Here is a 26,186-nt window from a genome sequence, read left to right on the forward strand (position 1 = left end):
CGAAGGAGTCGCCGGTGGAGACCCTGTTCGAGGTCGCGGAGGAATCGCTGTCCGGAGTCGCCGACGCGCTGGCCTGGCAGACGGCGGCGTTCCCCTCGGTGTGGCGGTGGACCACCGACCGGCACCTCAGCCCGCCGCGCAGGCTGGTGGCCGACTACCAGCTGCGGCACCGGGGCCTGCTGCCCGCCGAGGAGCCATCCGGGTCCGGTGTGGACAGCGGGTTCCCCAAGGCCGTCGTCGACCAGCTCACCGCGGACTGCGCCGTGCACCCGCACGGCGCGTCGATGGTGGCCGACCGGGCGCCGATCCGCCTCGTCGGCGTCCCGTCGCTGCTGTGCCCGCTGTATGTCAACGAGACCAGGGAGCTGTTCCTGCCCGGCTGGCTCGACGCCGCCGCGCTGTCGGTGCTGTTCACGCCGACCGGGGCGTTCACCGCCCCGCGCCCGGTGTGCCTGACCTGGCTGGTGCTCGACGCCGCCGTGCGCCGCGACCCGGGGCGCGAGCTGGCCACCTTCGCGTTCTTCTTCACCCGCGAGGGGACCGACCCCGGCGCGCGCTGGCACTGGCGGGCCAACACAGGCCGCGACTGACCGACCGAAACCGGGCCGTCAGTCGCGGTCCGGGACGAGGGGAGGAGGTGGAACGGATGCGCAAGGCGCTGCTGTCGGTGGCGGTCTTCGTGGGCATCGCCCGCAAGGACCGGCTCACGGCTCCGTACGTCTACTACTGATCGGCCACTAATGATCGGCGTGTGGGGCCGCCTGTCCGGGGCGGCCCCACCCCTTCTCCGCCTGGGAGGCCACCATGCCCGGTCCGCCCCCCGGCCCCGTGGGCGACCGCACCACCGGCACCCTGGCCGCCTTCACCGCCGACCCGCTGGGCTTTCTCACCGCGTGCGCGCGCGAGCACGGCGACGTCGTGTCGATCGCCTCGCGCAACGTGCTGCTGTGCGCGCCCGAGGACATCGAGCAGATGCTGGTGGACCGGACGGGCGACTTCGCCAAGACCGGCGGGCTGACCCGCGGCCGAAGGCAGGGCTTCCCCGAGGCGATGATGAACAGCGACGGCGCGGTGTGGCGGGGCAAGCGCGACCGGCTCGGCCCGGCGTTCACCCGCGACCTGGTGACCGCCGCCGCGGCGCTGGCGCGCGCCGAGGCCGCCGCGGTGGACTGGCCGCCGGGCACCGCGGTCGACCCGGCACCCGCGGTGGCGCGGGTGACCCTGCGCTCGGTGACCCGCCTGCTGTTCGGCACCGCCCTCACCGACGTCGACGTGGCCGCCGTCGGCAGGCTGGTCGCCGAGATCATGGACCTGTCGGTCTCCCCGTACGCGCTGCCCGAGTGGCTGCCCACCCCGCGCGCCCTGCGGATGCGCAGGGCGCTGCGCGGGATGGACGGCGTCGTCGCCCGGATCGGCGCGGGCTCGTCGCCGGTGCTGAGCGCGCTCGGCGGCGCGGGCGCCGCGGAACTGCGCGACGAGCTGGCGACGCTGGTCCTCTCCGGCTTCGAGACGACCAAGAACGCGGTGCTGTGGACCCTGCACCACCTGGCCACCCACCCCGAGCACGCCGAGCGGGTGGCCGAGGACGCGGGCGGGGCGTTCACCGACGCCGTCGTGCGCGAGGCGATGCGCCTGCACCCGCCCGCCTGGCTGACCAGCCGCGAAGCGCTGCGCGACGTCGAGTTCGGCGGCTACCACGTCCCAGCGGGCACCACGGTGACGGTGAGCCAGTGGGTCACCCACCGCGATCCGCGCTGGTTCCCCGACGCGGACGGCTTCCGCCCGGACCGCTGGCTCGGCCCGGCGACGCGCCCGCGCGGGTCGTACTTTCCCTTCGGCCTCGGGCCCCGCGCCTGCATCGGCGGCGCCATCGCCGTCGCCGAGGCCACGGCCGTCGTCGCCGAGCTGGGCCGCCGGTTCCACGTGCGCTCCGCCGGGCCGGTCCGCCCGCGCCCCGCGCTGTCCCTGCAGCCCGCGGGCCTGCGGCTCCTGGTCAGCGCCCGGGCGGGCACCCGAACCGGATGAGCGAGACCGGACGAGCGGGGGCGCACGAGCGGGGCCGCTGGGCCGCGCCGCTGCGGGTGCCGGAGTTCCGGGCGATCCTGGCCGCGCACGGGATCTCGCTGCTCGGCGGCGCGGTCGCGCAGGTGGCGCTGGGGGTCTTGGTCTACACCGGGACGGGTTCGCCGCTGCTGACGGCGTTGGTCTTCGCGGTGGGCCTGCTGCCCAGCCTGCTCACCGCGACGCTGGTCTCCGCGGTCGCCGACCGCTTCCCACCGCGCCGGGTGCTCGTCGGCTGCCAACTGGTCAGCGGCGTGGTGGTGGCGGCGCTGGCCGTCCCCGGGCTTCCCGCGGCCGGGGCGCTGCTGCTGGTGTTCGTGCTGGGCGCGGCCGGGTCGGTGTTCGTCGGCGTGCGGGCCGCGGTGCTGCCCGAGGTGCTCTCCGCCGAGGTGTTCCCACTCGGCCGCGGCCTGCTGCGGGTGGTCGCCAACGCCCTGCAGATCCTCGGTTACCTGCTGGGCGGCGCGGTGCTGGCGGTGTTCTCCCCGGCGACGGCGCTGCTGGTCGACGCCGCCGCGTTCGCCGTGGCGGCCCTGCTGCTGCGGCGCACGGCCGACCGACCGCCCGCGGTGGGACGCGCGGTCGGGGTGCTGCGGCGGTCGTGGTCGGGCGTGCGCGAGAGCCTGCGCGACCGCCGCCTGCGCGCTCTGCTGGCCCTGCTGTGGCTGCCGCCCGCGTGCGCCGTCGTGCCCGAGGCGGTCGCGGTCGTGTACGCGGCCGAGAACGGGATCGGGACGGCGGGCCTCGGTCTGCTGCTGACCGGCACGCTGGTCGGGGCCGTGCTCGGCGAACTCGCCGTCGGCCGGTGGCCGGGCGACTCGGCCCGGCTGGTCACGCCGATGCTGCTGCTGGTGGCGCTGCCGCTGCTCGGGTTCCTGGCCCGCCCCGGCGTGGTGGTGGCGGCACTGCTGCTCGTCGCCTCCGGCGCCGGGCTGGGCTGCGCGATCGGCGTCGACCGGCTGCTGCTGGCCGCCGTCGCGCCCGAGCTGCGCGGGCGGGTGCTCGCGATGGCGACCACGCTGCCGATCGCCGCGCAGGGCCTGGCCATCGCCGCGGCAGGGGCGCTGGCCGAGGTGCTGCCCGCGCACCTGGTGGTCGCGGCGGCGGGCGTACCGGTCCTGCTGGTGCTGGGCACGGTGGGCGGGCGCGCGGCGGCGGTGCGCTGATGCGGCTGCTGGTGACCGCCTGCCCGGCGGCGAGCCACTTCCACCCGCTGGTGCCACTGGCCAGCGCGGCACAGGCGGCGGGCCACGACGTGCTGGTGGCCGTGGGAGGCGGCTTCGCGCCGCGGGCCGCGGCGGCGGGCTTCGCCGTGCACCCGGTGGGCGGCGGGATCGACCTGATGTCGGTCCCGGGCGGACCGGGCCGCTCCGGCTGGGCGCGGATGGTCGCGCTCGCCGAGCGCACCGCTCCCGAGGTCATCGCCCTGGCCCGGCGCTGGCGGCCCGACGCGGTGCTGCGCACCCCACCGGAGTTCGCGGGCGCGCTGGCCGCCCGCGCGGTGGGCGCGGCGCTGGTGGAGCACTCCTTCGGCCTGGTGATGCCCCGCGCGCGGCTGGCCGCCGCCGAACGGGAGATCGCGGAGTTGAGCGCCGCGCACGGTGTGACCGGCGGTCTCGCCGAGCCCGACGCGCTGATCGACCTGTGCCCGCCGTCGCTGCGCCCCGCCCACCTGCCGACGGGTGTGCCGATGCGCTACGAGCCTTACGACGGGGAACCCGCCGCGGGCGGCTCCGACATCGACCTCTGCCTCACGCTCGGCACGATCCTGCCCCGGCTGGGCCGCACCGAGGTGGTGCGACCGGTCCTGGCCGCGGCCGAGTCCCTCGGTCTGCGGACCGTGGTGCTCGGCCTGGACCCGGGCGCGGCGTGGACACCGCTGTCGGGTGTGCTGGCCCGCTGCCGCGTCCTGGCCCACCACGGCGGCTCCGGCACCACGTTCAGCGCGCTGGCGGCCGGTGTTCCGCAGCTGGTGATGCCGCACATGACCGACCAGCCCGACAACGCGGCGCTGGTCGCGGGCACCGGGGTCGCGCTGGCCCCCGACGAGGTCACCGCGGCCTCCGCCCGCCGGGCTCTCGCGCACCTGCTCACGCCCGCGGCGCGCGCGGCGGCGCGCCGGGTCCGCGACGAGGTGGCCGCCCTGCCCTCGCCCGCCGCGACCGCGGCCCGCCTCTTCGGCTGACGGGTCGCGGTGTGGCAGGACCGGCCCCGGGGTGTTTGGCTGATCGCATGGAGCTGATGCCCGCCCTGGAAGCAGGCCTGACCGAGTTCGACAGCCGCGTCCGCCTGGTCCAGGACTGGGCGGCCCCCACACCCTGCGCCGAGTGGGACGTCCGCGCCCTGGTCAACCACGTGACCGCCGAACACCTGTGGGCCCCCTACCTGCTGCGCGGCGCCACCCTCCCCGAAGTCGGCGACCGCTTCGACGGCGATGTCCTCGGCGACGACCCGGTCGCCGCCTGGACCCACGCCATGACCGCCTCCCGCGCGGCCTTCCACGAGAACCGCACCCTCAGCGGCCAGGTCCACACCTCCGGCGGCCCGATCAACGCCGACGAGTACGCCTGGCAGATGACCTTCGACCTCACCATCCACTCCTGGGACCTCGCCAGGGGCGCGGGCCTCGACGAGCACCTGGACCCCGACCTGGTGATGACCGTCCACGACGAACTCGGCAAGTACTTCCCCGTCTGGTACGGCGCGATCCTCGACCACCCGGTCGCCGTTCCCGACGACGCCTCCGACCAGGACCGCCTGATCGCCGCCACCGGCCGCGACCCCGCCTAGGCCGCCGGTCGGGCGTGCGAGCGCGCTGCCCGCACCCCCACCCAGACGCCGACGGCCCCGCCGAGCACCGTTCCCACCAGGCCGAACGTCGTGAAAGCCGTCACCACGACCGCCATGAGGAACCGCAGCCAGGGCGGGCCGCCCATGTCCGGCATCGCGCTCTGGATGCTCGCGATCTCCAGCACCCCCGCACCCACCATCGCGGCGAAGGACACCGACGCCACGAACGCGAAGACGACGGTGAAGAGGGCGGGCCAGCCGGAGACCTTGGTCGCGGCCAGCGCCCAGGTCGCGAGCGCGCACCCGAGTGAGAACGCCAGTGTCGCGAAGAAGACCCCGATCCAGCCGTCCGCGCCCGCGACTTCGGGCGAGAGCGCCGCGCCGCCCAACCCGGCCAGCACCGGAAGGGCGACGTCCAGCCCGGTGTCCCATGTCCCGCCTTCGCGCTCCGTCCTCTCCGACCACGTCTCGGCGACTGGTCGCGCCACCCGCGGAAGCGGGGCATCGGCCGCGATCGCCCGCGTGTTCTGGAGCACGCCCGCGGCGGTGTACACCCGCAGCTCGCCGCCCGCGGGCCGCAGCTGCCGGATGGCGTCCTCGATAGCGTCGGCCTTGAGCCGGTGCTCGGCCAGCACCGCTCCCCCGGCGTCGCGGACAGCCCAGACCGCCCCGCTCTCGGACCTGTTGACCACTCGGCTGCTGTCCATGGCGTCTCGATTCACCCGTCGTACCCCGGTACGTCGCGCGGACCGCCCCGCCGGTTACGGGTCGAAGTGCCTGATCAGCCCGCCTCGTGCACCGAGCGGTGCAGGCTGCGGGCCCACTCGCGCAGCACCCGGTCGCGGCGCTTGGTGTCGTCGGTGAGGACGTTGGCCAGGCCGAGGCCGCGGGCCAGGTCGAGGGTGGCCTGGACGGACTCGCGGACGCCGGGGTGGGACTCGTCGGCGTCGAGGGCCTCGACGGTGAGGCGGTGGGCTTCCCGGCCGACGTGGGCCTCCAGTGGGACGACCTTGGCGCGGAGGGTGTCGTCGGAGGCGGCGGCGACCCAGAGCTGCAAGGCCGCACGGAAGAGCTTGCCCGCGTACATCTCGCCGATGGTCAGCACGACGTGCTCGGTGCGGTCGTAGCCCGGCGGCAGCGCGGGCAGGTCGGCGCGGAGCTGGGCCAGGCGCTCGTCGGTGACGTGCTCGATGGCGGCGGTGACGAGGTCCTCCCTGGTCGGGAAGTGGTGCTGGGCGGCGCCCCGGGAGACGCCCGCCCGCTCGGCCACCACCGACACCGTGCTGCCCGTCCAGCCGAGTTCGGCCAGGCAGCCGACAGCCGCGTCCAGCAGCCGCCGCCGGGTGGCCCGGCTGCGGTCCTGCTGCGGCTCAGCCACGTCTCCCCCTAGTAGGACTTCGGCAGCCCGAGCGAGAACTGCGCCACGAAGTTGAGCACCATCTCCCGGCTCACCGGGGCGATCCTGGTCAGCCGGGACGCCGCGACGAGCGCACCGAGACCGTACTCGCTGGCCAGGCCGTTGCCGCCGTGGGTCTGCACGGCGGCGTCGACGGCCTTCACCACGGCCTCGCCCGCGGCGTACTTGGCCATGTTCGCCGCCTCGCCCGCGGCCATGTCGTCGCCTGCGTCGTAGAGCGCGGCGGCCTTCTGGGTCATCAGCTTGGCCAGTTCCAGCTCGATCTTGGCGATCGCCAGCGGGTGCGAGACGGCCTGGTGGGCCCCGATGGGCTCCTTCCACACCGTGCGGGTGTTGGCGTAGTCGACGGCCTTCTCCAGCGCGAAGCGGCCCATGCCGACGGCGAACGAGGCGGCCATGATGCGCTCGGGGTTGAGGCCGGCGAACAGCTGCATGAGCGCGGCGTCCTCGGACCCGATCAGCGCGTCGGCGGGCAGCGCGACGTCGTCGAAGAACAGGGTGAACTGGCGGTCGGGACTGATGATGTCCATCGGGATGTGCTGGGCGGTGAAGCCCGGCGCGTCGGTCGGGACGACGAACAGCGCGGGCTTGAGCTTGCCCGTCTTGGCGTCCTCGGTGCGCCCGACGACCAGCACCGACTCCGACTCGTCCACGCAGGAGATGTAGACCTTGCCACCGCTGAGGACCCAGCCGCCGTCGGTGCGCCGGGCCGTCGTGGTGATCTTGTGGGAGTTGGAGCCCGCGTCGGGCTCGGTGATGGCGAAGGCCATGCGCAGCGAGCCGTCGGCGAAGCGGGGCAGGTAGCGCGACTTCTGCTCGTCGGTGCCGAAGCGGGCGATGATCGTGGCGCAGATGGCGGGCGAGACGACCATCTGCAGCAGTCCGGCCCCGGCCGCGCCCAGCTCCTCGCACACCGCCGCGAGGTCGCCGATGCCGCCACCCCCGCCGCCGTACTCCTCGGGCACGTTCACGCCGAGGTAGCCCAGCCGACCGGCCTCGTCCCACAGCTCGGTCGTGTGGCCGCCGGAGCGGGCCTTCTCGACGGTGTAGGCGTGGCCGTACTTGCGGCCCAGTTCCAGGACCGCCTTGCGCAGCGCCTGGCGTTCCTCGGACTCGGTGAAACCCGCTTCGGTGTGGGTCATGCTTCCTCCTCGCTCACGACGGCCAGCACGCGCCCGACGTCCACCTGGTCGCCCGCGCCCACGCCCAGTTCGGTGACCACGCCGTCGGTCGGCGCGTCGATCCGGTGTTCCATCTTCATCGCTTCCAGCCACAGCAGCGGCTGCCCGGCGCTGACCTCGTCCCCCTGCGCCACCGCGACCCGCACGACGGTGCCGGGCATCGGCGCGAGCAGCGAGCCGGCCGCGACCTGGTCCGCCGGGTCGGTGAACCGCCCGACACGGGTCAGCGCCACCGATCCCGAGTTGGTATCCACATAGGACACCCCAGCGTGGCGCGCGACGGTGAACCGCCGCCGGATGCCGCCGACGTCCAGCACGACCAGCTCCGGCGAGGCCGACACCAGCGCGGCGGGCCCGTCCAGCACCCCGCGCTCGACCCGGTAGCGCACCTCGTGCTCGCCCAGCGCCGAGGTGAACCGCTTGACCTGCGGCTGCGACACCACATTGCGCCACCCGCCGGGCAGGCGTCCGAGCACCTTCGCCGCGGCGCGGTTGGCCTCGGCGTCGGCCAGCGCCGCGGCCAGCGCGCACAGTTCGGCGGTGTCCTTGTCCACCAGCGGCGTCGACAGCGCCGCGAGCCCGTGCCGCTCGAAGAACGCCGTGTCGGTCTCCCCGGCCAGGAACGCCGGGTGCCGCAGGACGTTGACGAGCAGGTCCCGGTTGGTCACCACGCCGTGCAGCCGCGCCCTGGCCAGCGCCCCCGCCAGCGCCCGCGCCGCGCTCGCGCGGTCCGGGGCCCAGGCGATGACCTTCGCCAGCATCGGGTCGTAGTGCACGCCGGCGACCGAGCCCGGCTCGACCCCGGAGTCCAGCCGCAGCCCCGACTCGCCCGCCACGCCGAAGCGCGCGGTCACCCCGGGGACGGCGATGTCGTGCAGCACGCCGCTCTGCGGCCGCCAGTCCGCCGCCGGGTCCTCGGCGTAGAGCCGGACCTCGATGGCGTGGCCGCGGGTCGGCGGCGGCTCGGCGGGCAGCGCCGCGCCCTCGGCGATCGCCAGCTGCCAGCGGACCAGGTCAAGGCCGGTGACGCACTCGGTGACGGGGTGCTCGACCTGCAGGCGGGTGTTCATCTCCAGGAAGAAGAACCGGCCGGCCTCATCGGCCAGGAACTCCACCGTGCCCGCGCCCGTGTAGCCGATGGCCCGCGCGGCCGTGACCGCCGCGTCGAACAGCCCGGCCCGCATCTCGGCCGAGACCAGCGGGGACGGGGCTTCCTCCACGACCTTCTGGTGCCTGCGCTGGATCGAGCACTCCCGCTCGCCGACCGCCCACACCGTGCCGTGCGCGTCGGCCAGCACCTGCACCTCGATGTGCCTGCCGCGCTCGACGTAGGGCTCGCAGAACACGGTCGGGTCGCCGAAGGCCGAGCCCGCCTCCGAGCGCGCGGCCTCGATCGCGCCGGGCAGCTCGTCCAGGGTCCGCACGATCCGCATGCCCCGGCCGCCGCCGCCCGCCGACGCCTTGACCAGCACCGGCAGGTCGGCCTCGGTGACCTCGGCCAGCTCGGCGAGCACCGGCACACCCGCCTCGGCCATGATCCGCTTGGACTCGACCTTGGAGCCCATCGCCTCGATCGCCTCGGCGGGCGGGCCCACCCAGGTCAGCCCCGCCTCGGCGACGGCGCGGGCGAAGGCGGCGTTCTCCGAGAGGAACCCGTAGCCCGGGTGCACCGCGTCGGCCCCGGCGTCGACGGCGGCGCGCACGAGCAGGTCGGCGCGCAGGTAGGTCTCGGCGGGCGCGGCCCCCGGCAGCCGCACCGCGGTGTCGGCCTCGGTGGCGTGCGGGGCGTCGGCGTCCGGGTCGGAGAACACCGCGACGGTGCCCAGGCCGAGGTCGCGGGCGGTGCGGAAGACGCGGCGGGCGATCTCACCGCGGTTGGCGACCAGCACGGACGTGATCATCTTGGGGGCGCTCATCGCGGTCCTCACATCCGGAAGACGCCGAAGCCCTCGGCGCCCTTGATCGGTCCGCTGTGGATGGCCGAGAGGCTCAACCCCAGCACGGTGCGGGTGTCGCGCGGGTCGATGATGCCGTCGTCGTAGAGCATCCCGGACAGGAACATCGGCAGCGACTCAGCCTCGATCTGGCCCTCGACCATCGCGCGCATGGCCGCGTCGTGCTCCTCGTTGTAGGGCTGGCCCGCGCGCTCGGCGTTCTGCCGCATGACGATCGACAGCACGCCGGCCAGCTGCGCGGGCCCCATGACCGCGGACTTCGCGCTGGGCCAGGCGAACAGGAAGCGCGGGTCGTAGGCCCGCCCGCACATGCCGTAGTGGCCCGCGCCGTAGGAGGCTCCCATGAGGACGGACAGGTGCGGAACGGTCGAGTTCGACACCGCGTTGATCATCATGGCGCCGTGCTTGATGATGCCGCTCTGCTCGTAGTCCTTGCCGACCATGTATCCGGTGGTGTTGTGCAGGAAGATCAGCGGCGTGTCGGTCTGGTTGGCCAGCTGGATGAACTGGGTGGCCTTCTGCGACTCCTCGCCGAAGAGCACGCCGCGCGCGTTGGCCAGGATGCCGACCGGGTAGCCGTGCACGCTCGCCCACCCGGTGACCAGGCTGCTGCCGTAGAGGGGCTTGAACTCGTCGAAGTCCGAGCCGTCCACGACGCGGGCGATGACCTCGCGCGGGTCGAAGGGCACCTTGAGGTCGGTGGGCACGATGCCGAGCAGGTCATCGGGGTCGTGCACCGGCTCGGCGTAGTCGGCGGCGGGCTCGGGGCCCAGCTTGCGCCAGTTGAGCCGGGCGATGACGCGGCGGCCGACGCGGATGGCGTCCTGCTCGTCGGCGGCGAGGTAGTCGGCGAGGCCGGAGACGCGCGCGTGCATCTCCGCGCCGCCGAGGGACTCGTCGTCGGACTCCTCGCCGGTGGCCATCTTCACCAGCGGCGGGCCGCCGAGGAACACCTTCGCCCGCTCCTTGACCATGACCACGTAGTCGGACATGCCCGGCAGGTAGGCGCCGCCCGCGGTGGAGTTGCCGAACACCAGCGCCACGGTCGGAACCTTGCGCTGCGAAGCCCGCGTGAGATCCCGGAAGGTGCGCCCCCCGGGGATGAATATCTCCTTCTGGGTCGGCAGGTCCGCGCCGCCGGACTCGACCAGATTGATGGTGGGCAGCCGGTTCTGGGCGGCGATGTCGGCGGCGCGGAAGCCCTTGCGCATGCCCCACGGGTTGATCGCGCCGCCCTTGACGGTCGGGTCGCTGGCGTTGACCAGGCACTCGACGCCCTCCACGACGCCGATGCCGGTGACCAGGCTGCCGCCGACCTGGTAGTCGCTGCCCCACGCGGCCAGCGGGGACAGCTCCAGGAACGGCGAGTCCTCGTCCAGCAGCAGTTCGACGCGCTCGCGGGCGAGCAGCTTGCCCCGGTCGCGGTGGCGGGTCACGTACTTCTCCCCGCCGCCCGCGACGGCCTTGGCCTGCTCGGCGCGCAGCTCGGCCAGCTTGGCGAGCATCGCCTCGGCGTTGGCCTTGAAGTCGTCGCCGCCGGTGTCGGCGCTCGTGCGCAGGACGGTCATGCCGTGTACCCCAATCGCTTCGCGGCGAGTCCGGTCATGATCTCGCTGGTGCCGCCGCCGATGCCGAGGATGCGCAGATCCCGGTAGTGGCGCTCCACTTCGGACTCCCGCATGTACCCCATGCCGCCGTGCAGCTGCACGGCCTGGTTCACCACCCACTCCCCCGCTTCCACGGCGGTGTTCTTGGCGAAGCACACCTCGGCGATGACGTCCTCGCCGTCGAGGTGGCGCAGCGCGACGTGCCGGGTGTAGGCGCGGGCGACGTCGACGCGGCGGGCCATCTCGGTGAGGGTGTTCTGCACGGCCTGGCGCGAGATCAGCGGCCTGCCGAAGGTCTCCCGCGCGCGGCACCACGCGAGCGTGAGGTCCAGCGCCCGCTGGGCGTGCGCGTAGGCCTGCACCGCGAGCGTGATCCGCTCGGCGACGAAGTTGACCGCGATCTGGACGAACCCGGTGTCCGCCTGGCCGACGAGGTTGGCCTTGGGGACGCGGCAGTCGGTGAAGGACAGCTCGGCGGTGTCCGAGCAGTGCCACCCCATCTTCTCCAGCCTGCGGCTGACGGCGAACCCCGGCGTGCCCTTCTCCACGACGAGCAGGGAGATGCCGTGCGCGCCCGGCCCGCCCGTGCGGACGGCGGTGGTGACGAAGTCGGCGCGCGCACCGGAGGTGATGAAGGTCTTGGCGCCGTTGACGACGTAGTGGTCGCCGTCGTCCTTGGCGGTGGTGCGGATGTTGGCGACGTCGGACCCGCCGTCGGGCTCGGTGATGGCGAGCGCCCCGATCAGCTCACCGTCGAGGGTCGGCCTCACCCACGTGGCGACCTGCGCCGCGGCACCCGCCGCCGCGATGTGGGGCACGGCGATGCCACAGGTCAGCAGCCCGGCGATCAGCCCGCCGGACGCGCCCGCGTAGTGCATCTCCTCCACGACGACCATGGCGTCGATGAGGTCCCCGCCCCCGCCCCCGACCTCTTCCGGAAAGGCGACCCCGAGCAGCCCGGCCCGCCCCGCCGTGCGGTGCAACTCCCGGGGAAGCTCGCCGTCGCGCTCCCACTGGTCGAGGTGGGGCAGGACCTCGCGCTCCATGAACGCGCGGACGGTGCCGCGCAGCTCCTTGCGCTCGAAGGGTTTCACAGCAGCGCCTCCGGGACGTGGACGTGCCTGCTCCGCAGCCATTCCCCGAGCCCCTTGGCCTGGGGGTCGAAGCGGGTGGAGGCCGCGACGCCTTGGCCGAGGATGCCCTCGATGACGAAGTTGAGGGCGTTGAGGTGGGGGAACTCGTGGCGGTGGACGGTGAGCGGCCGGGTTTCGGGGAGCAGTTCCTTCAGCCGCTCGACGGTCAGGAAGTCGCTGAGCCAGGGGTAGGCCCGCTGCTCGCGCACCCACACACCGAGATTGGCGTCCCCGCCCTTGTCCCCGGACCGGGCACCGACTATCCGGCCGAGGTGGACGGTTCGGTGCGGACCGGTCGACGGCGTGGCGGGCGCTGGGTGGAATCCGGGTGGGGGGTGTGAAGCGGCGGTTGTCTCGGCGGGCCAGGGGATGTCTTCGCGCGTGCCGTCGTGGTGGACGGCGGTGTGCGGGACCTCGGCTCGGTCCACGTACTCGGGGCGGTAGACGCCGACCGGGGTGCCGTCGGCGGGAGGGGCGGTGAGGGTGAAGCCGGGGTAGGAGGCCAGCGCGAGTTCCACGGCCGCGCGGGAGAAAGCCTTGGCGCGCGCCGGGTCCGGAGTCCGGACGACAGCGTGGAGGAAAGCGCTTGCGGTCTCCTCCGTGTCGGCGTTCTCATGGTCGGTGCGGGCCAGGGTCCAGGTCACGTCGTCGCCGAGTTGGGACTGGAGAAGGGCCGCTTTGGGCTCAATGTCGAGGCCGGTGAGGACGAAGGTGGCGCTGTTGCGGAAGCCGTCGAGGGTGTTGACGCAGACCTTCACCGTCGGGGGCGGCGGGGTGCCGCGCACGTCGGAGATCCGGACGCGGTCGGGGCCGTCGGGGGTCAGGGTGATGGTGTCGAAGCGGGTGGTGACGTCCGGGCCCAGGTAGTGGGTGCCCTGGATCTCGTACAGCAGCTGCGCTGTCACCGTCTCCACGGTCACCGCTCCGCCCGTGCCCGCGTGCTTGGTGATGACCGACGACCCGTCCGCCGCGATCTCGGCGATCGGGAAGCCCGCGTGCGCCAGGTCGGGGATCTCGGTGAAGAAGGAGTAGTTGCCGCCGGTCGCCTGCGTGCCGCACTCGATGACGTGGCCCGCGACGGTCGCGCCCGCCAGGGCGTCGTAGTCCGACGGGGTCCAGCCGTAGTGGGCCGCCGCCGCGCCGACCACGAGGGACGCGTCGGTCACCCGGCCCGTGACGACAACATCCGCGCCGCCGCGCAGGCACGCCGCGATGCCCCACGCCCCGAGGTAGGCGTTCGCCGTCAGCGCGCCGGTCAAGCCGAGTTCGCCCGCGCGCGGCAGCAGGTCGTCACCCTCCACGTGGGCCACTCGGCCGCCGAGGGCGCGCACGGCCTCCGCCAGGCCGGCCGGGTTCAGCCCGCCCGCGTTGACGACGATCTTGACCCCGCGCTCCAGCGCCGTGCCCAGGCATTCCTGGGCCTGCTTGAGGAAGGTGCGCGCGTAGCCGCCGCTCGGGTCCTTCAGCTTCTGCCGACCGAGGATGAGCATGGTCAGCTCGGCCAGGTAGTCCCCGGTCAGCACGTCGATCTCGCCGCCGTCGAGCATCTCGCGCATGGCCGAGAGGCGGTCGCCGTAGAAGCCGGAGATGTTGCCGACGCGGATCACTCGGCCCGGCCTCCCCCGGGCGGGCCCGCGAAGGCCTGGGCGATGCCGAGCCAGTGGTCGGCCTCCGCGCCGACGGCGACCAGGCCGGTGTTCGCGCGGTGCGCGCGCTGGGTGACCAGCAGGCAGAAGTCGAACGCGGCGCCGGTGACCCGCTGCGCCGCCTCCTCCGGTCCCCAGGTCCACAGTTCGCCGTCGGGCCCGGTCAGCTCGACCCGGAACGGCGCGGCCGGGGCGGGCAGGCCGCGGATCGCGTAGGCGAAGTCCCGGGTGCGCACGCCGAGGTGTGCGACGTGCTTGAGCCGCGGGGACGGCTCGCGCGTGATGCCGAGGGCGTCGGCGATGTCGGTGCCGTGCGCCCAGGTCTCCATGATCCGGGCGGTGGCCATCGACGCCGGGCTCATCGGCGGGCCGAACCACGGCAGCCGGGCGCCCGCGGGCGCGGCGGCCAGCGCGGCGGCCAAGGCCTCGCGGGTGCCGCGCCAGTGCGCGAGCAGGTCGGGGCGGGTCGCGCCGTGGGCCGCGGCGTCGTCGACGACCCGGTTGGGGTCGGGGGCCGAGGTGAAGGCCGAGGTGACCGCGGCGGTGAAGGCGGCCGGGTCGGCGGTGGCGAGCAGGGCCTGTTCGTCGGCCCAGGCCAGGTGCGCGATCTGGTGGGCGACGGTCCAGCCCGCCGCGGGGGTGGGCGCGGCCCAGCCCCGCGCGTCGAGGTCGGCGACCCAGGAGTCCACCAGGTCGCCCTCGGCGCGCAGGTCGGCGAGCAGCGCGGTCAGGTCGATCACGGGTCCACCGTGGCACGCGGCGGACCCGATTTCAAGCATGCGCGCTTGATTGTTTCTAGCGGACCACCCGGTAGTGGTGGAACACGATGCCGGAGGCGAAGGTGCGCGTCTCCAGCAGTTCCAGGTCCGAGCGGCTCCCGGCGTGGGCGAAGTACGGCGTGCCGCCGCCCACCAGCACCGGGAAGATCCTGATCCGGTACTCATCGATGAGGTGGGCCACCTGTGCGGCGAGGTCGGCGCCGCCGATGGCGATGGTGCCCTCGCCCGGCTCGGCCCGCAGCCGCTCGATCTCCTCGACCGGACCGCCGGAGGCCAGGCGGGCGTTGCCGCGCACCGCCGAGAGCGTGCGGGAGAACACCACCTTCGGCAGCGGGTTCCAGAGACCGGCCCACTCCCGCTGCGCCTCGTCCAGCTCGGGCGCGTCCTCCCAGTACAGCATCGACTCGTAGAGCCGACGCCCCAGCAGGTGGACGCCGACGCCCTTGATCTCCTCGATGGAGAAGCCGAACACCTCCGGGTCGGGCGCGGTCCAGTCGAAGCGGCCGTCGGGGCCGATGGTGTAGCCGTCCAGGGACATGCCCATCGAGTACGTCACTCTGCGCATCGGGCGAGTATGCGGCCACGCACCGACGATCTGCGGCAGCCGTCGCCGCCGCCCTCGACCCGGTCACCGTCGCCGTGGCCACCCCTGCGGGTCTGACACGGCACGGGGCGGGAGCACCTGCTCCCGCCCCGTCCGCTCGTCCCGTCAGTTGTCGAAGAGGGTGATGGGGAACAGGAAGCCCCCGGCGACGACGAAAGCGGTGGTGATCAGCACCGATCCCCAGTAGCCGATGCGGTCGAGAGCGCCGTACATGTAGATCTTGCCGCCCTCGCCGCGGTAGTTGTCCTTCTTCCCCGCCCAGCTCAGCCAGACGACGATGACCCCCGCGATCCCCAGCGCGACCATCCCCCACTGCACACCGCGCGACTCCGACACCCGGAAGACGAGCACGGAGGCGATCATCGCGAGGTTGCCGACCACGAGCCTCAGCGCGAAGGCGGGCGTCCACTCCCAGAACCGCCGCCTGCCGGTGCCGTATCGCGTCGTCATGCTCGACTACTCCCCATAGGTGAAGCCGCGCTCCTGGGTCGCGCGGCGCTCGTCTTCGGAACCCCTCGGGTTCGCCGTGCGGTCGTAGGCGGTCTCGCTGATGTTCTCCGCCGCCGCCATCGGAAGGTTTTCGAGGGTACCCCGGAAGATCGCGGTGCCCCGGTCGGTGGTGCCGCCCAGCCCCAGATAGCCCAGACCGGTGCTGACGGTGCGCTGCGCCAGCGCCTGTTCGCCGGTCGCCGTGGTGCCGAAGACGTTCTGGTTGGACACGGTCCCCTGGTTCACGAAGTTGTCCATCTGGCGGCGGGCGGTGGCCAGCTCGTTGGTGGCGTCGGCGATCCGGGCGGCATCCCCCGCCTGGGTGGCGTTGTCGAGGTTGCGCTGGGCGTCGCGGACGGCGTCCACGCGCCGCTCCAGCCGGGCGATGTCGCCGGGATCGGAGCCCGCCAGGAACTTGAAGGCCGGATTGCGCTTGAGCACCTTGCCCACGACCTTGGCGTCGCCGAGCTTGTGCATGCGCTGCACCACCCCGCGCAGCGGCCCGGAGCGCAGGGCCTTGAGGATGTCCTCCAGCTTGGTGAAGATCGGCTTGAGCTTGTGCAGCAGGTTGGCGACCTTGGTGCCCAGCCGGGTGCCGGTGACCGCGACCTGCGCGGTCGTCAGACCGGTCGCCGCGCCGACGGACGCGCCGAAGGTGATCCACGAGGCGGCCAGCGCGGCCAGCCACTCGATGATCAAGCCGATGACCAGCTCGGTCAGGATGTCGATGACGGTCTCGACGAACAGGTCGAACAGGTCGGCGGCGAGTTCCAGGTTCTCCTTGAGGTTGCGGAGATCCCCGGCGAGGGCCTGCACGCCCTCGGCGAACTCCGACATCTCCGCGCGGAAGGCGTCACCGGCCTCGCCGGACCACACCGGCCCGGTCGCCTCGGCCCTGGCCCGCTCGTGCTCGGCGACCCCCTCGACCCACTGCGCGACCTGCTCCCACCCCTTGCCGGTGCTGCGCATCTGCTCGGGGTCGCCGACCGCGGGCTCCACGATGAACTCGATCAGCGGGCTGATCACGATGCCGATGAGGAAGCCGAGGCCGTTGTCGACAAAGGCCTGCCCGGGGCTGGTCACCCAGTTCAGCTGCTCGGCGCGGGCGTTGATCAGGGCGAAGGTCGCTTCCGGCGGGCTTCCCGGATCGGCCAGCTTGTCCCCGCTGAAGGCGACCTTGGCCAGTGAGCTGCCGTAGCTCGCGTGCTGCTCGAAGTAGCCCGCCTGGTCGCCCGCGCCGTTGACGGAGCCGATCGAGCCCGGGCCGCCCATCCCCTCGGCCAGCCCGTCGAAGTTGCCCGCGTTGCCCTCGTCGGTGCCGGTGTAGGCCGCCGCCGTGTCGGTGATCGCCTGCGACACCACATCCAGGTAGTCGCCCGCCTGCTTGGCCAGGTCGCGGCACTCTTCGAGGTTGTTGAAGTACGCCATCGCCAGGAACTCGCCGATGGGTCCGAAGCACTCGTCGCTGACCCTGGCCTGCTCAACTAGGCCCGCCAATGCGCCGAAGTTCTCCGCCGTTCCCGTCGTGCCGCGGCTGTAGGCCAGCAGCCCGTCAGGCTGGATCTCCACTGAGGTCATGCTTCCCCCCGTCGAACAGAATGACCCGTTAGGCGCACGGCGGCCGCCGTCGGTTCCCCGCACCAGCCCGGCCGAACCGTTCCCCCACTCGGCGGATAGTAGCGCTCAGCCGCGCAGGTCGCCCCGGGTTCGCTGCCAGTCGGAGACGGTGTCCAGGCCCGCGGCCAGTTCCTCGCCGAACACCGCGGCGCGGTGGTCGACCACGGCGTCGCCGAGGGCGGCGCGGGCGAGCTTGGACTCGGTCAGCAGGGTCAGCGCCTCCCACGGGGTGCGGGCCAGCTCGCCGACGACGCGGCCCTCCTGGGGCAGCGGCAGCCGCTCGCGCACACCGGCGACCCCGGCCCCGAGCAGGGCGGCGACGACCAGGTGCGGCTGGGCGTCGGCCCCGGCGAAGCGGGCCTCCAGGCGCAGGGAGCGACCGCTGCCCGCCAGCCGGACCGCAGCGGTGCGGTCGTCGCAGCCCCAGCGCAGCTCGCGCGGGGAGAACGGGGCGGTGCGCAGCCGGACGTAGGAGTTCCAGGTGGGCGCCCAGACCGCGGTGAGGTCGGCGGCGGCGCGCAGCACGCCCGCCAGGAAGTGGCCGAACAGCGCCGAGGGCTCCCCCGGCGACGCGCCCGCGGTCAGCGCGGCGCCCTCGGGGTCGGCGAGGGACAGGTGGACGTGGCAGGAACCGCCCGTTCCGGACGATTCGGCGGCCAGGTACCCGGCTCGCACGCCGTGCTCGGCGGCGGCGCGGCGGACGGCCGCCTGGTGCAGCATCGCGTCGTCGCAGGCGGCGACGGCGTCGCGGTGGCGCAGGACGATCTCGTACTGCCCGGGGTGGACCTCCCCGCGCGCGGACTCCGCGCCCAGGCCCAGCGCGGCGACGGCGGCGTGCACGTCCGACAGCAGCCCCCGCATCGGCGCGAGCGCCGCGACCGCGTAGTCCAGCCCCTGGGAGACCAGCGGCGTGCCGTCGGGCCGGGTGAAGGTGACCTCGTGCTCGATGCCCACCGACGGCACCAGCCCCAGCTGCTCGGCGTCGGCGAGCCGCTCGCGCAGCGCGGTGCGCGGCGCCTCGGCCACCGGCCTGCCGTCGGGCCACTCGACGTCGCACACGACCTGCCAGACGCCGGGCTCCAGCGGGGACAGGGTGGCCAGGTCGGGCTTGAGCACCAGGTCGCCGTAGCCGCCGAGGAACTGGTCGACGGCGGGGGCGTTGATCGGGTCGCGGGCGGGGTTCCAGCCGAAGACGTAGGAGCACAGCCCGTACCCGCTCGCCAGGACGGTGTCGACGAAGAAGTCCGCGGCCAGCTCGACGGCGGCGAAGCGGGCGTGCGGGTCCGGCGCCAGGCACACCACCCGCCGCACCTCACCCGCCGAGACCGCGGCGCGCAGCATCGCCGACTGGGTCACCGCCGCCTTCGCGCGGGCGGCCAGCGTGCGCGGCCCGACCGGCCGCCGGTGGTCGATCACCACGCACCGCCGGAGTCCGGCCCGGCGAGCGGGTTGCGGGCGCGGCCGTGGCGCACGTCGAACTCGTCGTCGCGCTCGACCTTGTCGAAGCCCTGGCCCGCCAGGTGCTCGCGGTTGAGGGTGACCCGCTCGACGTCGGGGGCGAACAGCCCGCACGCGTCGAACCGGGCCGCCGTCTCGGGGTGGGTGTCGCGGTAGGCGCCGACGATCTCGCGCACCCGCGCCCACAGCCGCGGCCTGGCGTAGTCCAGCTCGGCGTCGGCGATCTCGGCGAGGAACCGCAGCTGCCCGGCGAACACCGAGCTGAACAGCGACTGGACCAGCAGGTGCGCGGGCCAGCGCAGCATGTCGGCCTTGGCGTCGGCGCCGAGCAGCGCGTAGGCGGGCAGCTCCTCGTCCAGCAGGTCGACGCCCTGGGCGAAGTCCTTGATGGCCACCCGCAGCGGCACGCCGTCGGCGTCGGTGACGAGGATGAGGTTCTGGCCGTGCGGGCAGAACCCGACGCCGTGCTCCAGCAGCCAGTGCAGCAGCGGGGTGAGCAGCAGGTCCAGCACCCGGCCCAGCCAGGCGTCGGGGTCCATCCCGGACGTGCGGACCAGGCGCGCGAGCACCGAGCCGTCCTCGCCGCGGTAGGGCAGCGCGGCGAAGGAGACGGCCCGCTCGCCCGGTGCGAGCTGAGCGCGGATCGGGTCGCGCCAGAGCGCGCCCAGGGTCTCGTGGAAGCGGTAGGGCAGTTCGTCGATGGCGCCGAAGAGCGGGTGGCGCACGGAGACGCTGGCGACCTCGCCGAGCAGGTCGAAGCGGTAGCGCTCGCGCAGCAGCTCGTCACCGGCGTGCACGGTGCGCAGCCAGGTCGTGACCTGCGGGGCGGCGAGCGTGGCCGCCGAGGCCAGGCCGCGGTAGACCAGCGTGTTGCGCACCGACACCGCGGTCTTAACGTCGCGCCGGGTGGGGTGGCTTGCGTTGGCGAGTGTCCGGATGGTCTGGTGTGGACGGTAGTGGTCGCCGCTCTCGCCGACCGGGATGACGACGCCGGTGGCCAGCTCGGCGGCGTAGAGCGTGCCGAGGATCTCGTCCAGCTGCCAGGGGTGCACGGGCACCAGGGTGAAGTCGCCGGGGTCGTCCAGGCGCGAGCGGAACTCGGCGAGCCGCCCGCCCAGCTCCTCGGCGAGCAGGGACTCCTCGGTGAGGTCGTCGGTGCAGCGGAAGGCGGCGTGCTCGCGGCGCACGGCCACCCACGGCAGCGCGAACGTCGTGCCCGCCTCGGGGGCGTAGCGCGCGCGGTCGGCGCCGGAGAAACCCACCCTGCCCTTGTTGAGGACCAGGCGCGGGTGACCGGTCAGCTTGCCGTCCGCGGTGTCGTAGTCCATTTCGGACAGCTCGGCGGCCGAGGGCGCCGCGGCGATCCGGGTGGCCTCGTTGGCGACGGTGGCGGTCAGCTCGGCGAGGACGTCGGCCAGGCGCAGGCCGGTCAGGCCCAGTTCGGCGCGGGCGTCCACGACGAGCGCGCGCGGGTCGTCGGCGGGCTGGCCGTCGCGCAGCGCCGTCCCCTCGCGCACCGCCCAGGACTCGAACGCGCCGCGCCGGGCGGCGAAGCGGTACTCCGCGCCACTGGTCAGCGCGAGCCGCCAGTCCTGGAAGCCCGCCGGGTCGGCTTCGCCGACGGGCTCGGGCCGCAGCATCCCCTCGTAGCTCAGCTCGCCCAGCATCTTGTGCACCACCGCCGCGCCCGCGACCGCCCACGCCTCGCCCACTAGTGCGCCTCCCCTGTTTCCGTTCCAAGCGTGTCCAGTCCGAACGTGGTGAACGCCGTGCGGGCGGGCAGCCGGTAGACCTCGCGCCCGCACACAGCGTTGAGGATGGTCGCCGCGCGCCACGCCGCCAGGCCCAGGTCCGGCGCGCCCACGCCGTGGGTGTGGCGCTCGGCGTTCTGCACGTACACCGCGCCGGTCACCGCCGGGTCCAGCCGCACGCGGTAGTCGGCGTCGACCTGGATGCGGCCGTCGCCGTCGCGCACCGGCAGGTCGCCGAGCAGCGGCCCCAGGTCGGGTTCGGCGTAGCCGGTCGCGCACACGACCGCGTCGGTGCGCACGGTCGCCGTCGTGCCCTGCTGGGTGTGCCGCAGGTCCAGCTCGATGCCCGGCCGCGCCCCGACCACCTCGACGCCGGGGGTCAGCCGCACGTCGGGCCAGCCGCCGCCGATGCTCCGCTGGTACAGCTCGTCGTGGATCGCGGCGATGGTGTCGGCGTCGATGCCCTTGTAGAGCTGCCACTGCTCGGGCACCAGCCGGTCGCGCACCCGCTGGTCGAGGCCGTGGAAGTAGCGGGTGTAGTCGGGGGTGAACTGCTCCAGCCCGAGCTTGGAGTACTCCATGGGCGCGAAGGCGGGCGTGCGGGCGAGCCAGCGCAGCCGCCCGACCCCGCGGCGCAGCAGGTCCAGCACGACCTCCGCGCCGGACTGCCCCGACCCGACGACGGTGACCTCCCCCGCGGTGAGCAGCTTGTCGCGCTCGGCCAGGTAGTCGGCGGAGTGCACGGCCAGCGTGCGCAGCGGCGCGGGCACGACCGGCTCGGTGCCGACGCCGAGCACCAGGTTCCTGGCCGACACCGGACCGCCCGGCAGCGCCAGCTCGAAGGCCGCGCCGTCCCAGCGCACCGAGGACACCTCGGCCCCGAACCGGCACGACGGCAGCCGCTCGCTGGCCCAGCGGCAGTAGTCGTCGTACTCGGCGCGCGGGATGTGGAAGCGCTCGGCGAAGTAGAACGGGAACAGCCGGTCGCGGTCGCGCAGGTAGGACAGGAACGACAGCGGGTGCGCGGGCTCGACCAGGGTGACCAGGTCGGCCAGGAACGGCACCTGCAGCGTCGCGCCGTCGATGAGCAGGCCGGGGTGCCAGCGGAACTCGGCCCGGCGCTCGAAGAACGCCGTGCGCAGGCCGGGCACCGGGTCGGCGAGCGCGGCCAGCGACAGGTTGAACGGGCCGACGCCGACCCCGGCCAGGTCCAGCGTCATCGCGCCGCCTTGGCGACGAGGTCCAGCAGCGGCAGGTAGTCCGCGGCGGTGGTGTGCGGGTGCAGCAGGGTCAGCTTGAGCCACAGTCCGCCGAGGCGGGCGCGGCCGAGCACGGCGCGGCCCTCGTCCAGCAGCCGCCTGCGCAGCGCGGCGACGTCGCACTCGCCCGTGGGCCGGAAGACCACGGTCGAGAGCTCCGGCCGCGCCCACAGCTCCAGCTCGGGGTTGGCCTCCACGGCGTCGGCGACGCGGGCGGCGGTCGTGCGGCAGGCCTCGACCAGCGCGCCGAGGCCGTGGCGGCCGAGCGCGCGCAGCGTGGCGGCGATCTTGACGGCGTCGGGCCTGCGGGAGGTGCGCAGCGAGCGGCCGAGCAGGTCGGGCAGGCCTGCCTCGGTGTCGTCGTCGGCGTTGAGGTAGTCGGCGCTGGCGGCCATGGCGCGCAGGTCGGCGGCCTCGCGCACGGCGAACAGCCCGGCCGCGATCGGCTGCCAGCCGAACTTGTGCAGGTCGAGCGCGACCGAGTCGGCCGCCTCCATGCCCGCCAGCAGGCCGCGGTCGGCGGTGAACAGCAGACCGCCCCCGTAGGCGGCGTCGACATGCAGCCAGTCCGCGCCGAGGGCGGCGATCTCCGGCAGCGGGTCGATCGATCCGCTGTTGGTGGTGCCCGCAGTGGCGACCACGGCGACGGGGCCCTCGACCGAGGCGAGCGCGGCGGCCAGCGCGGCGGGGCGGACCCGGTCGTCGGCGCAGTCGACCAGCAGCGGCGCGGGCAGGCCGAGCAGCCAGGCGGCGCGCGCGACGCTGTGGTGGGCGTTGCGGCCGCAGACCGGGGTGATCCGGCCGTGCTTCTCCCTGGCCAGCAGCAGACCGTGCAGGTTGGAGTCGCTGCCGCCGGTGGTGATCAGCGCGTCGGGCTCGGCGGCGTCGGGGTAGCACAGTCGGGCCAGCGCGTCGGTGACCTGGCGCTCCAGCGCGCTGGCCGAGGGCGCCTGGTCCCAGGAGTCCATCGACGGGTTGAGCGCGCTGGCGGCGAGGTCGGCGGCCACGGCAACGGCCAGCGGCGGGCAGTGCAGGTGCGCGGCGCACCACGGGTCGGCCGGGTCGGCCGAGCCCGCCGCCAGCAGCCGCGCCACCTCGGCCACCGCGCCGACGCCGACCCCGTGCTCGGGCAGCACCTCGGCGAGCGGGCCGAGCGCGTCCGGCCCGCCCGCGGGCAGCGGCCCGCCGCGTGCGGCCGCGCCGTCGGCGAGCGCGTCGAGCAGCGGTCCGATGAGCCCCCGCACCGCTCCCGGCGTGGCGAGGCTGGCGGCCCCGGGCAGCTGTGCGGGGGCCGCGGGGGCGTCATGCGGTACGGACATCCGCCAACCCTTCTTAGGTGAGCCTAACCTTTGAAGGATACTCAGCGACCCTTCTCCCGATCTTGCGGCGGTCAGCGGCGCGGCGCCAGGGCCCGCACCACCTCGGCGGGGTCGTCACCCGTCGGGAGCACCGCGATCACCGGGGTCGTGAGACCCGCCTCCTGATAGGCGGCGACCTTCTCCACGCACTCCGCCGGGCTGCCGTGCACGATCAACTCGTCCACGACCGAGTCCGGGATCGCCGCGTTGGCGCCCGCCCTGTCGCCTGCCGCCCACGCCTCGTGCATCGGGCGCAGCACGTCGCCGCGGCCGAGCCAGTCGTGGAAGGCCGCGTACACCGGCACGGTCAGGTAGCTGCTGATCAGCAGCCTGCCCAGCCCGCGCGCGGCGTCGGCGTCCTCGGTCGGGCAGACGAAGACCCGCGCCACCAGCTCGGTGTCCGCACCCACCTCGGCGCGGACCTTGGCCACGTCGTGCGGGGCCAGCCAGTTGGTGATCGCGCCGTCGGCCTGCTGCGCGGCCAGGCGCAGCATCCCCGGCCGCAGCGCGGCCAGCATCACCTGCGGCGGCACCGCGGGCGGGCGCTCCAGGCGGAACTTGCTGACCGAGAACGTGCCGTACTCCTCGGTGACCTTCTCCCCCGCCAGCGCCGAGCGCAGGAAGTGCACGGTGTCGCGCACGCGGCGGAACGGCTCGGCGAAGTCCCCGCCGTTCCAGCCCTCCACGATCGCGGGCGATGAGGTGCCGATGCCCAGCACGAAGCGGCCGGGCGCCAGCTCGGCCAGCGTCGCCGCGCTCATCGCGAGCAGGCCGGGGCCGCGGGTGTAGACCGGGACGATCGCCGTGCCCAGCCGCAGGCCCGGCGACCACTCCGCGGCCAGCGCCAGCGGGGTGAACGCGTCGGTGCCCGCGGTCTCGGCCGACCACACGTCCGTGTAGCCCAGATCGGGCAGCTCCTTGACCAGATCGCGGTGCGCCGTCAGCGGAACACCGGTCAGCGGCAGGGTTACGCCCCACCTGGGCCGCACGGTCATCAGGGTGTCTCCTCTAGTCGTGGGCCAGGCCGAGCGCGGACTTCAGCCAGCGCACCTGCATGAGCATGAAGTTCTCGGCGACGTCGTCCTCCTGCGGCGTCATGTGCGTGACGCCGGGCAGGGGCAGCAGCGCGTGCGGGCGGCCCGCGGCCACCAGCGCGCTGGAGAGCCGGATCGCGTGCGCCACCACGACGTTGTCGTCGGCGAGGCCGTGGATGATCAGCAGCTGCCTGACCAGGTTCGGCGCGTCGTCGATGAGCGAGTTGCGGTCGTAGACCTCGGGCTGCTCGTCGGGGTGGCCGAGGTAGCGCTCGGTGTAGTGGGTGTCGTAGAGACGCCAGTCGGTGACCGGCGCACCCGCGATGGCGGCGTGGAACACCTCCGGGGCGCGCAGCACGGCCAGCGCGGACAGGTAGCCGCCGTAGGACCAGCCGCGGATGGCGACCTTGTCCAGGTCGAGGTCCGGGTGCTCCTTGGCGATGGCGTGCAGCGCGTCGACCTGGTCGGCCAGCGTGGCGCCCGCGAAGTCGTCGCGGATGGCCCGCTCCCACTCCGGGCCCCGGCCGGGCGTGCCGCGGCCGTCGGCGACGATGACCGCGAAGCCCTGGTCGGCCAGCCACTGCGGGGTCAGGTAGGCGTTGCGGGTGGACAGCACGCGCTGGGCGTGCGGGCCGCCGTAGGGGTCCATGAGGACGGGGAGCCTGCGGCTGCCGGGCACGTGGCCGCTCGGGTAGAGCAGGGCGGCGCGCAGGTCGCGGTCGCCGACGGTCAGCATCGCCACGGCCGGGGTCAGCGGCGGGGTGACGGCGAGGTTCGCGATCTCCAGCTCGCCGATGGTGTGCCTGGCGCCCGCCCGCTCCAGCGACCAGCTGGTGAGCACCGTGCCCGCCGGTCCGCGGGCCGCGGAGTGCACGCCATCCTCAGTGGACAGCCGGGTGAGGCCGTCCGGGCCCGCGGTGTAGACGTGCACCTGGGTCGGGTCCTCGGCGGAGGCGGTGAACAGGACGTCGTCGCCGACGTCGAGCACCGCGCGGACCTGCAGGTCGCCGCTGACCGGGCGGTCACCGACGAACAGCCGGTTGGCGTCGCCGTCGGCGGACACCCTGACCAGCTCGCCGCCGGGGGTCCAGGCGGGGACGCCGGTGACGATCTCCACCCAGGTGTCGTCGGTGTCGGTGTGCACGACCTCGGTGGCGCCGGTGGCCGGGTCGACCGAGCGGACCTCGTAGGTGCGCTGGTCGCGGGTCTGGGTCGCGATGAGCAGGCCCGCCGCCGACCAGTGCGCGGTGACCAGGTACTCGCCGTCGAAGTCGACGTCGGTGCGGGTGCCGTCGAGGTCGATCACGGCCAGGCGCACGGTGACGTTGGCGGTGCCCGCGGCCGGGTAGGCCACGGTGCTCGGCGCGCTGCCCGGGTTCGCCGGGTCGGCGATGTGCCAGCGCCGCACCGCGCGGCGGTCGGTGTGCGCGACCAGCAGGCGGGTGCCGTCCGGGGACCACCAGTAGCCGCGGGAGCGGTTCATCTCCTCGGCGGCGATGAACTCGGCCACGCCCCAGGCGCGGTCCTCGCCCTCGGGCTCGGCCAGCGCGCGGTCGCCGGTCCCGTCGACGCCGACGACGCGCAGCGCGCCGTCGACCACGTAGGCGATGTGGCGGCCGGTCGGGTCCGGACGCGGGTCGATGACCGGGCCGGGGGTGTCCAGCTCGGCGGTGCTCGCGCCCGCGGCGATGCCGGTGGTGGCGAACAGGCGCCCGGACAGCGCGAACGCGGCGGTGGTGACCTCGGCGTCGGTCGCGTAGCCGACGATCCCCGCGCCCTGCTCCCGGCTGCGCTCGCGGCGGGCCCGCTCCTCGGCGGAGAGCTCCTCGGTGCCGCCCAGCAGAACGCCCGGGTCGGCCAGGCGCGTCTCCTCCCCGGTGGCGAGGTCCTTGCTCCACAGGATGTGCGTGCGGTCCTCGCCGTCGGCGGTGCGCAGGAAGAGGACGCGGTCGCCCGCGACGCGGAACTCGCGGGGGGTGCCGAGGGTGAAGCGCTGGGTCCGCGCCTGTAGGCGCAGGAACGAGGTCTCGTTGGTCACGCTGGACAA

Annotated in this window: 23 protein-coding genes; 6 read left to right on the plus strand and 17 right to left on the minus strand. The window is 74.2% G+C overall.

What is annotated here, in order from left to right; all coding sequences use genetic code 11:
- The first annotated feature begins 14 nt into the window (after positions 1 to 14).
- The 6 genes from ACFPM7_RS17150 to ACFPM7_RS17175 all read left to right on the plus strand — a co-directional run bounded on the left by ACFPM7_RS17150 (position 15) and on the right by ACFPM7_RS17175 (position 4,851).
- On the plus strand, positions 15 to 590 hold the full coding sequence (locus ACFPM7_RS17150; protein ID WP_378248629.1) for a hypothetical protein: 576 nt from the start codon (positions 15 to 17) through the stop codon (positions 588 to 590).
- Positions 591 to 646: 56 nt separating this feature from the next.
- Entirely contained in the window at positions 647 to 730 is an 84-nt protein-coding gene (locus ACFPM7_RS17155) for a cittilin family RiPP precursor (protein WP_378248678.1), read from the plus strand.
- 74 nt (positions 731 to 804) lie between these two features.
- Positions 805 to 2,025, plus strand: coding sequence for a cytochrome P450 (locus ACFPM7_RS17160; protein WP_378248630.1), 1,221 nt, complete (start codon positions 805 to 807; stop codon positions 2,023 to 2,025).
- Entirely contained in the window at positions 2,022 to 3,227 is a 1,206-nt protein-coding gene (locus ACFPM7_RS17165) for an MFS transporter (protein ID WP_378248631.1), read from the plus strand. The genes ACFPM7_RS17160 and ACFPM7_RS17165 overlap by 4 nt, the downstream gene beginning before the upstream one ends.
- A complete protein-coding gene (locus ACFPM7_RS17170) occupies positions 3,227 to 4,246 on the plus strand; it encodes a nucleotide disphospho-sugar-binding domain-containing protein (protein ID WP_378248632.1) in 1,020 nt (339 codons plus the stop codon). Before ACFPM7_RS17165 ends, ACFPM7_RS17170 begins: the two co-directional genes overlap by 1 nt.
- 47 nt (positions 4,247 to 4,293) lie before the next feature.
- Positions 4,294 to 4,851, plus strand: coding sequence for a TIGR03086 family metal-binding protein (locus ACFPM7_RS17175; RefSeq protein ID WP_378248633.1), 558 nt, complete (start codon positions 4,294 to 4,296; stop codon positions 4,849 to 4,851).
- Here the strand turns inward: ACFPM7_RS17175 and ACFPM7_RS17180 are convergent.
- The 17 genes from ACFPM7_RS17180 to ACFPM7_RS17260 form a co-directional block, all read right to left on the minus strand.
- Complete coding sequence (locus tag ACFPM7_RS17180; RefSeq protein WP_378248634.1) at positions 4,848 to 5,558, minus strand: hypothetical protein; 711 nt, start codon at positions 5,556 to 5,558, stop codon at positions 4,848 to 4,850. The two genes, ACFPM7_RS17175 and ACFPM7_RS17180, sit on opposite strands and share 4 nt — an antisense overlap.
- Before the next feature lie 74 nt (positions 5,559 to 5,632).
- Positions 5,633 to 6,229 carry a TetR/AcrR family transcriptional regulator gene (locus tag ACFPM7_RS17185; RefSeq protein WP_378248635.1) on the minus strand — a complete coding sequence of 199 codons (597 nt, stop codon included), beginning with the start codon at positions 6,227 to 6,229 and terminating at the stop codon, positions 5,633 to 5,635.
- 8 nt (positions 6,230 to 6,237) lie between these two features.
- A complete protein-coding gene (locus ACFPM7_RS17190) occupies positions 6,238 to 7,410 on the minus strand; it encodes an acyl-CoA dehydrogenase family protein (protein WP_378248636.1) in 1,173 nt (390 codons plus the stop codon).
- Positions 7,407 to 9,350: an acetyl/propionyl/methylcrotonyl-CoA carboxylase subunit alpha gene (locus ACFPM7_RS17195; RefSeq protein WP_378248679.1), complete on the minus strand. Its 1,944-nt coding sequence runs from the start codon at positions 9,348 to 9,350 to the stop codon at positions 7,407 to 7,409. The genes ACFPM7_RS17190 and ACFPM7_RS17195 overlap by 4 nt, the downstream gene beginning before the upstream one ends.
- Before the next feature lie 23 nt (positions 9,351 to 9,373).
- On the minus strand, positions 9,374 to 10,972 hold the full coding sequence (locus tag ACFPM7_RS17200; RefSeq protein ID WP_378248637.1) for an acyl-CoA carboxylase subunit beta: 1,599 nt from the start codon (positions 10,970 to 10,972) through the stop codon (positions 9,374 to 9,376).
- The gene (locus ACFPM7_RS17205) at positions 10,969 to 12,105 is read right to left on the minus strand and encodes an acyl-CoA dehydrogenase family protein (RefSeq protein WP_378248638.1); all 1,137 of its coding nucleotides are present in this window, start codon (positions 12,103 to 12,105) and stop codon (positions 10,969 to 10,971) included. Before ACFPM7_RS17205 ends, ACFPM7_RS17200 begins: the two co-directional genes overlap by 4 nt.
- Positions 12,102 to 13,751: an acyclic terpene utilization AtuA family protein gene (locus ACFPM7_RS17210; RefSeq protein ID WP_378248639.1), complete on the minus strand. Its 1,650-nt coding sequence runs from the start codon at positions 13,749 to 13,751 to the stop codon at positions 12,102 to 12,104. Before ACFPM7_RS17210 ends, ACFPM7_RS17205 begins: the two co-directional genes overlap by 4 nt.
- The gene (locus ACFPM7_RS17215; RefSeq protein WP_378248640.1) at positions 13,748 to 14,530 is read right to left on the minus strand and encodes a TIGR03084 family metal-binding protein; all 783 of its coding nucleotides are present in this window, start codon (positions 14,528 to 14,530) and stop codon (positions 13,748 to 13,750) included. Before ACFPM7_RS17215 ends, ACFPM7_RS17210 begins: the two co-directional genes overlap by 4 nt.
- A gap of 55 nt (positions 14,531 to 14,585) precedes the next feature.
- Complete coding sequence (locus ACFPM7_RS17220) at positions 14,586 to 15,134, minus strand: dihydrofolate reductase family protein (protein ID WP_378248641.1); 549 nt, start codon at positions 15,132 to 15,134, stop codon at positions 14,586 to 14,588.
- A 144-nt stretch (positions 15,135 to 15,278) separates the two neighbouring features.
- A complete protein-coding gene (locus ACFPM7_RS17225) occupies positions 15,279 to 15,623 on the minus strand; it encodes a hypothetical protein (protein WP_378248642.1) in 345 nt (114 codons plus the stop codon).
- Between the two features lie 6 nt (positions 15,624 to 15,629).
- Complete coding sequence (locus tag ACFPM7_RS17230; protein WP_378248643.1) at positions 15,630 to 17,240, minus strand: WXG100 family type VII secretion target; 1,611 nt, start codon at positions 17,238 to 17,240, stop codon at positions 15,630 to 15,632.
- Between the two features lie 105 nt (positions 17,241 to 17,345).
- Positions 17,346 to 18,695, minus strand: coding sequence for a type I glutamate--ammonia ligase (locus ACFPM7_RS17235; protein ID WP_378248644.1), 1,350 nt, complete (start codon positions 18,693 to 18,695; stop codon positions 17,346 to 17,348).
- On the minus strand, positions 18,692 to 20,404 hold the full coding sequence (locus tag ACFPM7_RS17240; protein WP_378248680.1) for an IucA/IucC family protein: 1,713 nt from the start codon (positions 20,402 to 20,404) through the stop codon (positions 18,692 to 18,694). Before ACFPM7_RS17240 ends, ACFPM7_RS17235 begins: the two co-directional genes overlap by 4 nt.
- Before the next feature lie 44 nt (positions 20,405 to 20,448).
- Positions 20,449 to 21,708 (minus strand): lysine N(6)-hydroxylase/L-ornithine N(5)-oxygenase family protein, encoded by a 1,260-nt coding sequence (locus ACFPM7_RS17245; protein ID WP_378248645.1) that lies wholly within the window; start codon positions 21,706 to 21,708, stop codon positions 20,449 to 20,451.
- Positions 21,705 to 23,066 carry a pyridoxal phosphate-dependent decarboxylase family protein gene (locus tag ACFPM7_RS17250; RefSeq protein ID WP_378248646.1) on the minus strand — a complete coding sequence of 454 codons (1,362 nt, stop codon included), beginning with the start codon at positions 23,064 to 23,066 and terminating at the stop codon, positions 21,705 to 21,707. Before ACFPM7_RS17250 ends, ACFPM7_RS17245 begins: the two co-directional genes overlap by 4 nt.
- Positions 23,067 to 23,137: 71 nt before the next feature.
- Positions 23,138 to 24,100 carry an LLM class F420-dependent oxidoreductase gene (locus tag ACFPM7_RS17255; protein WP_378248647.1) on the minus strand — a complete coding sequence of 321 codons (963 nt, stop codon included), beginning with the start codon at positions 24,098 to 24,100 and terminating at the stop codon, positions 23,138 to 23,140.
- Positions 24,101 to 24,113: 13 nt separating this feature from the next.
- Positions 24,114 to 26,177 (minus strand): S9 family peptidase, encoded by a 2,064-nt coding sequence (locus ACFPM7_RS17260; RefSeq protein ID WP_378248648.1) that lies wholly within the window; start codon positions 26,175 to 26,177, stop codon positions 24,114 to 24,116.
- Between the last annotated feature and the right edge of the window lie 9 nt (positions 26,178 to 26,186).

This window comes from Actinokineospora guangxiensis (assembly GCF_042657845.1).
In the GTDB taxonomy this organism is placed as follows: domain Bacteria; phylum Actinomycetota; class Actinomycetes; order Mycobacteriales; family Pseudonocardiaceae; genus Actinokineospora; species Actinokineospora guangxiensis.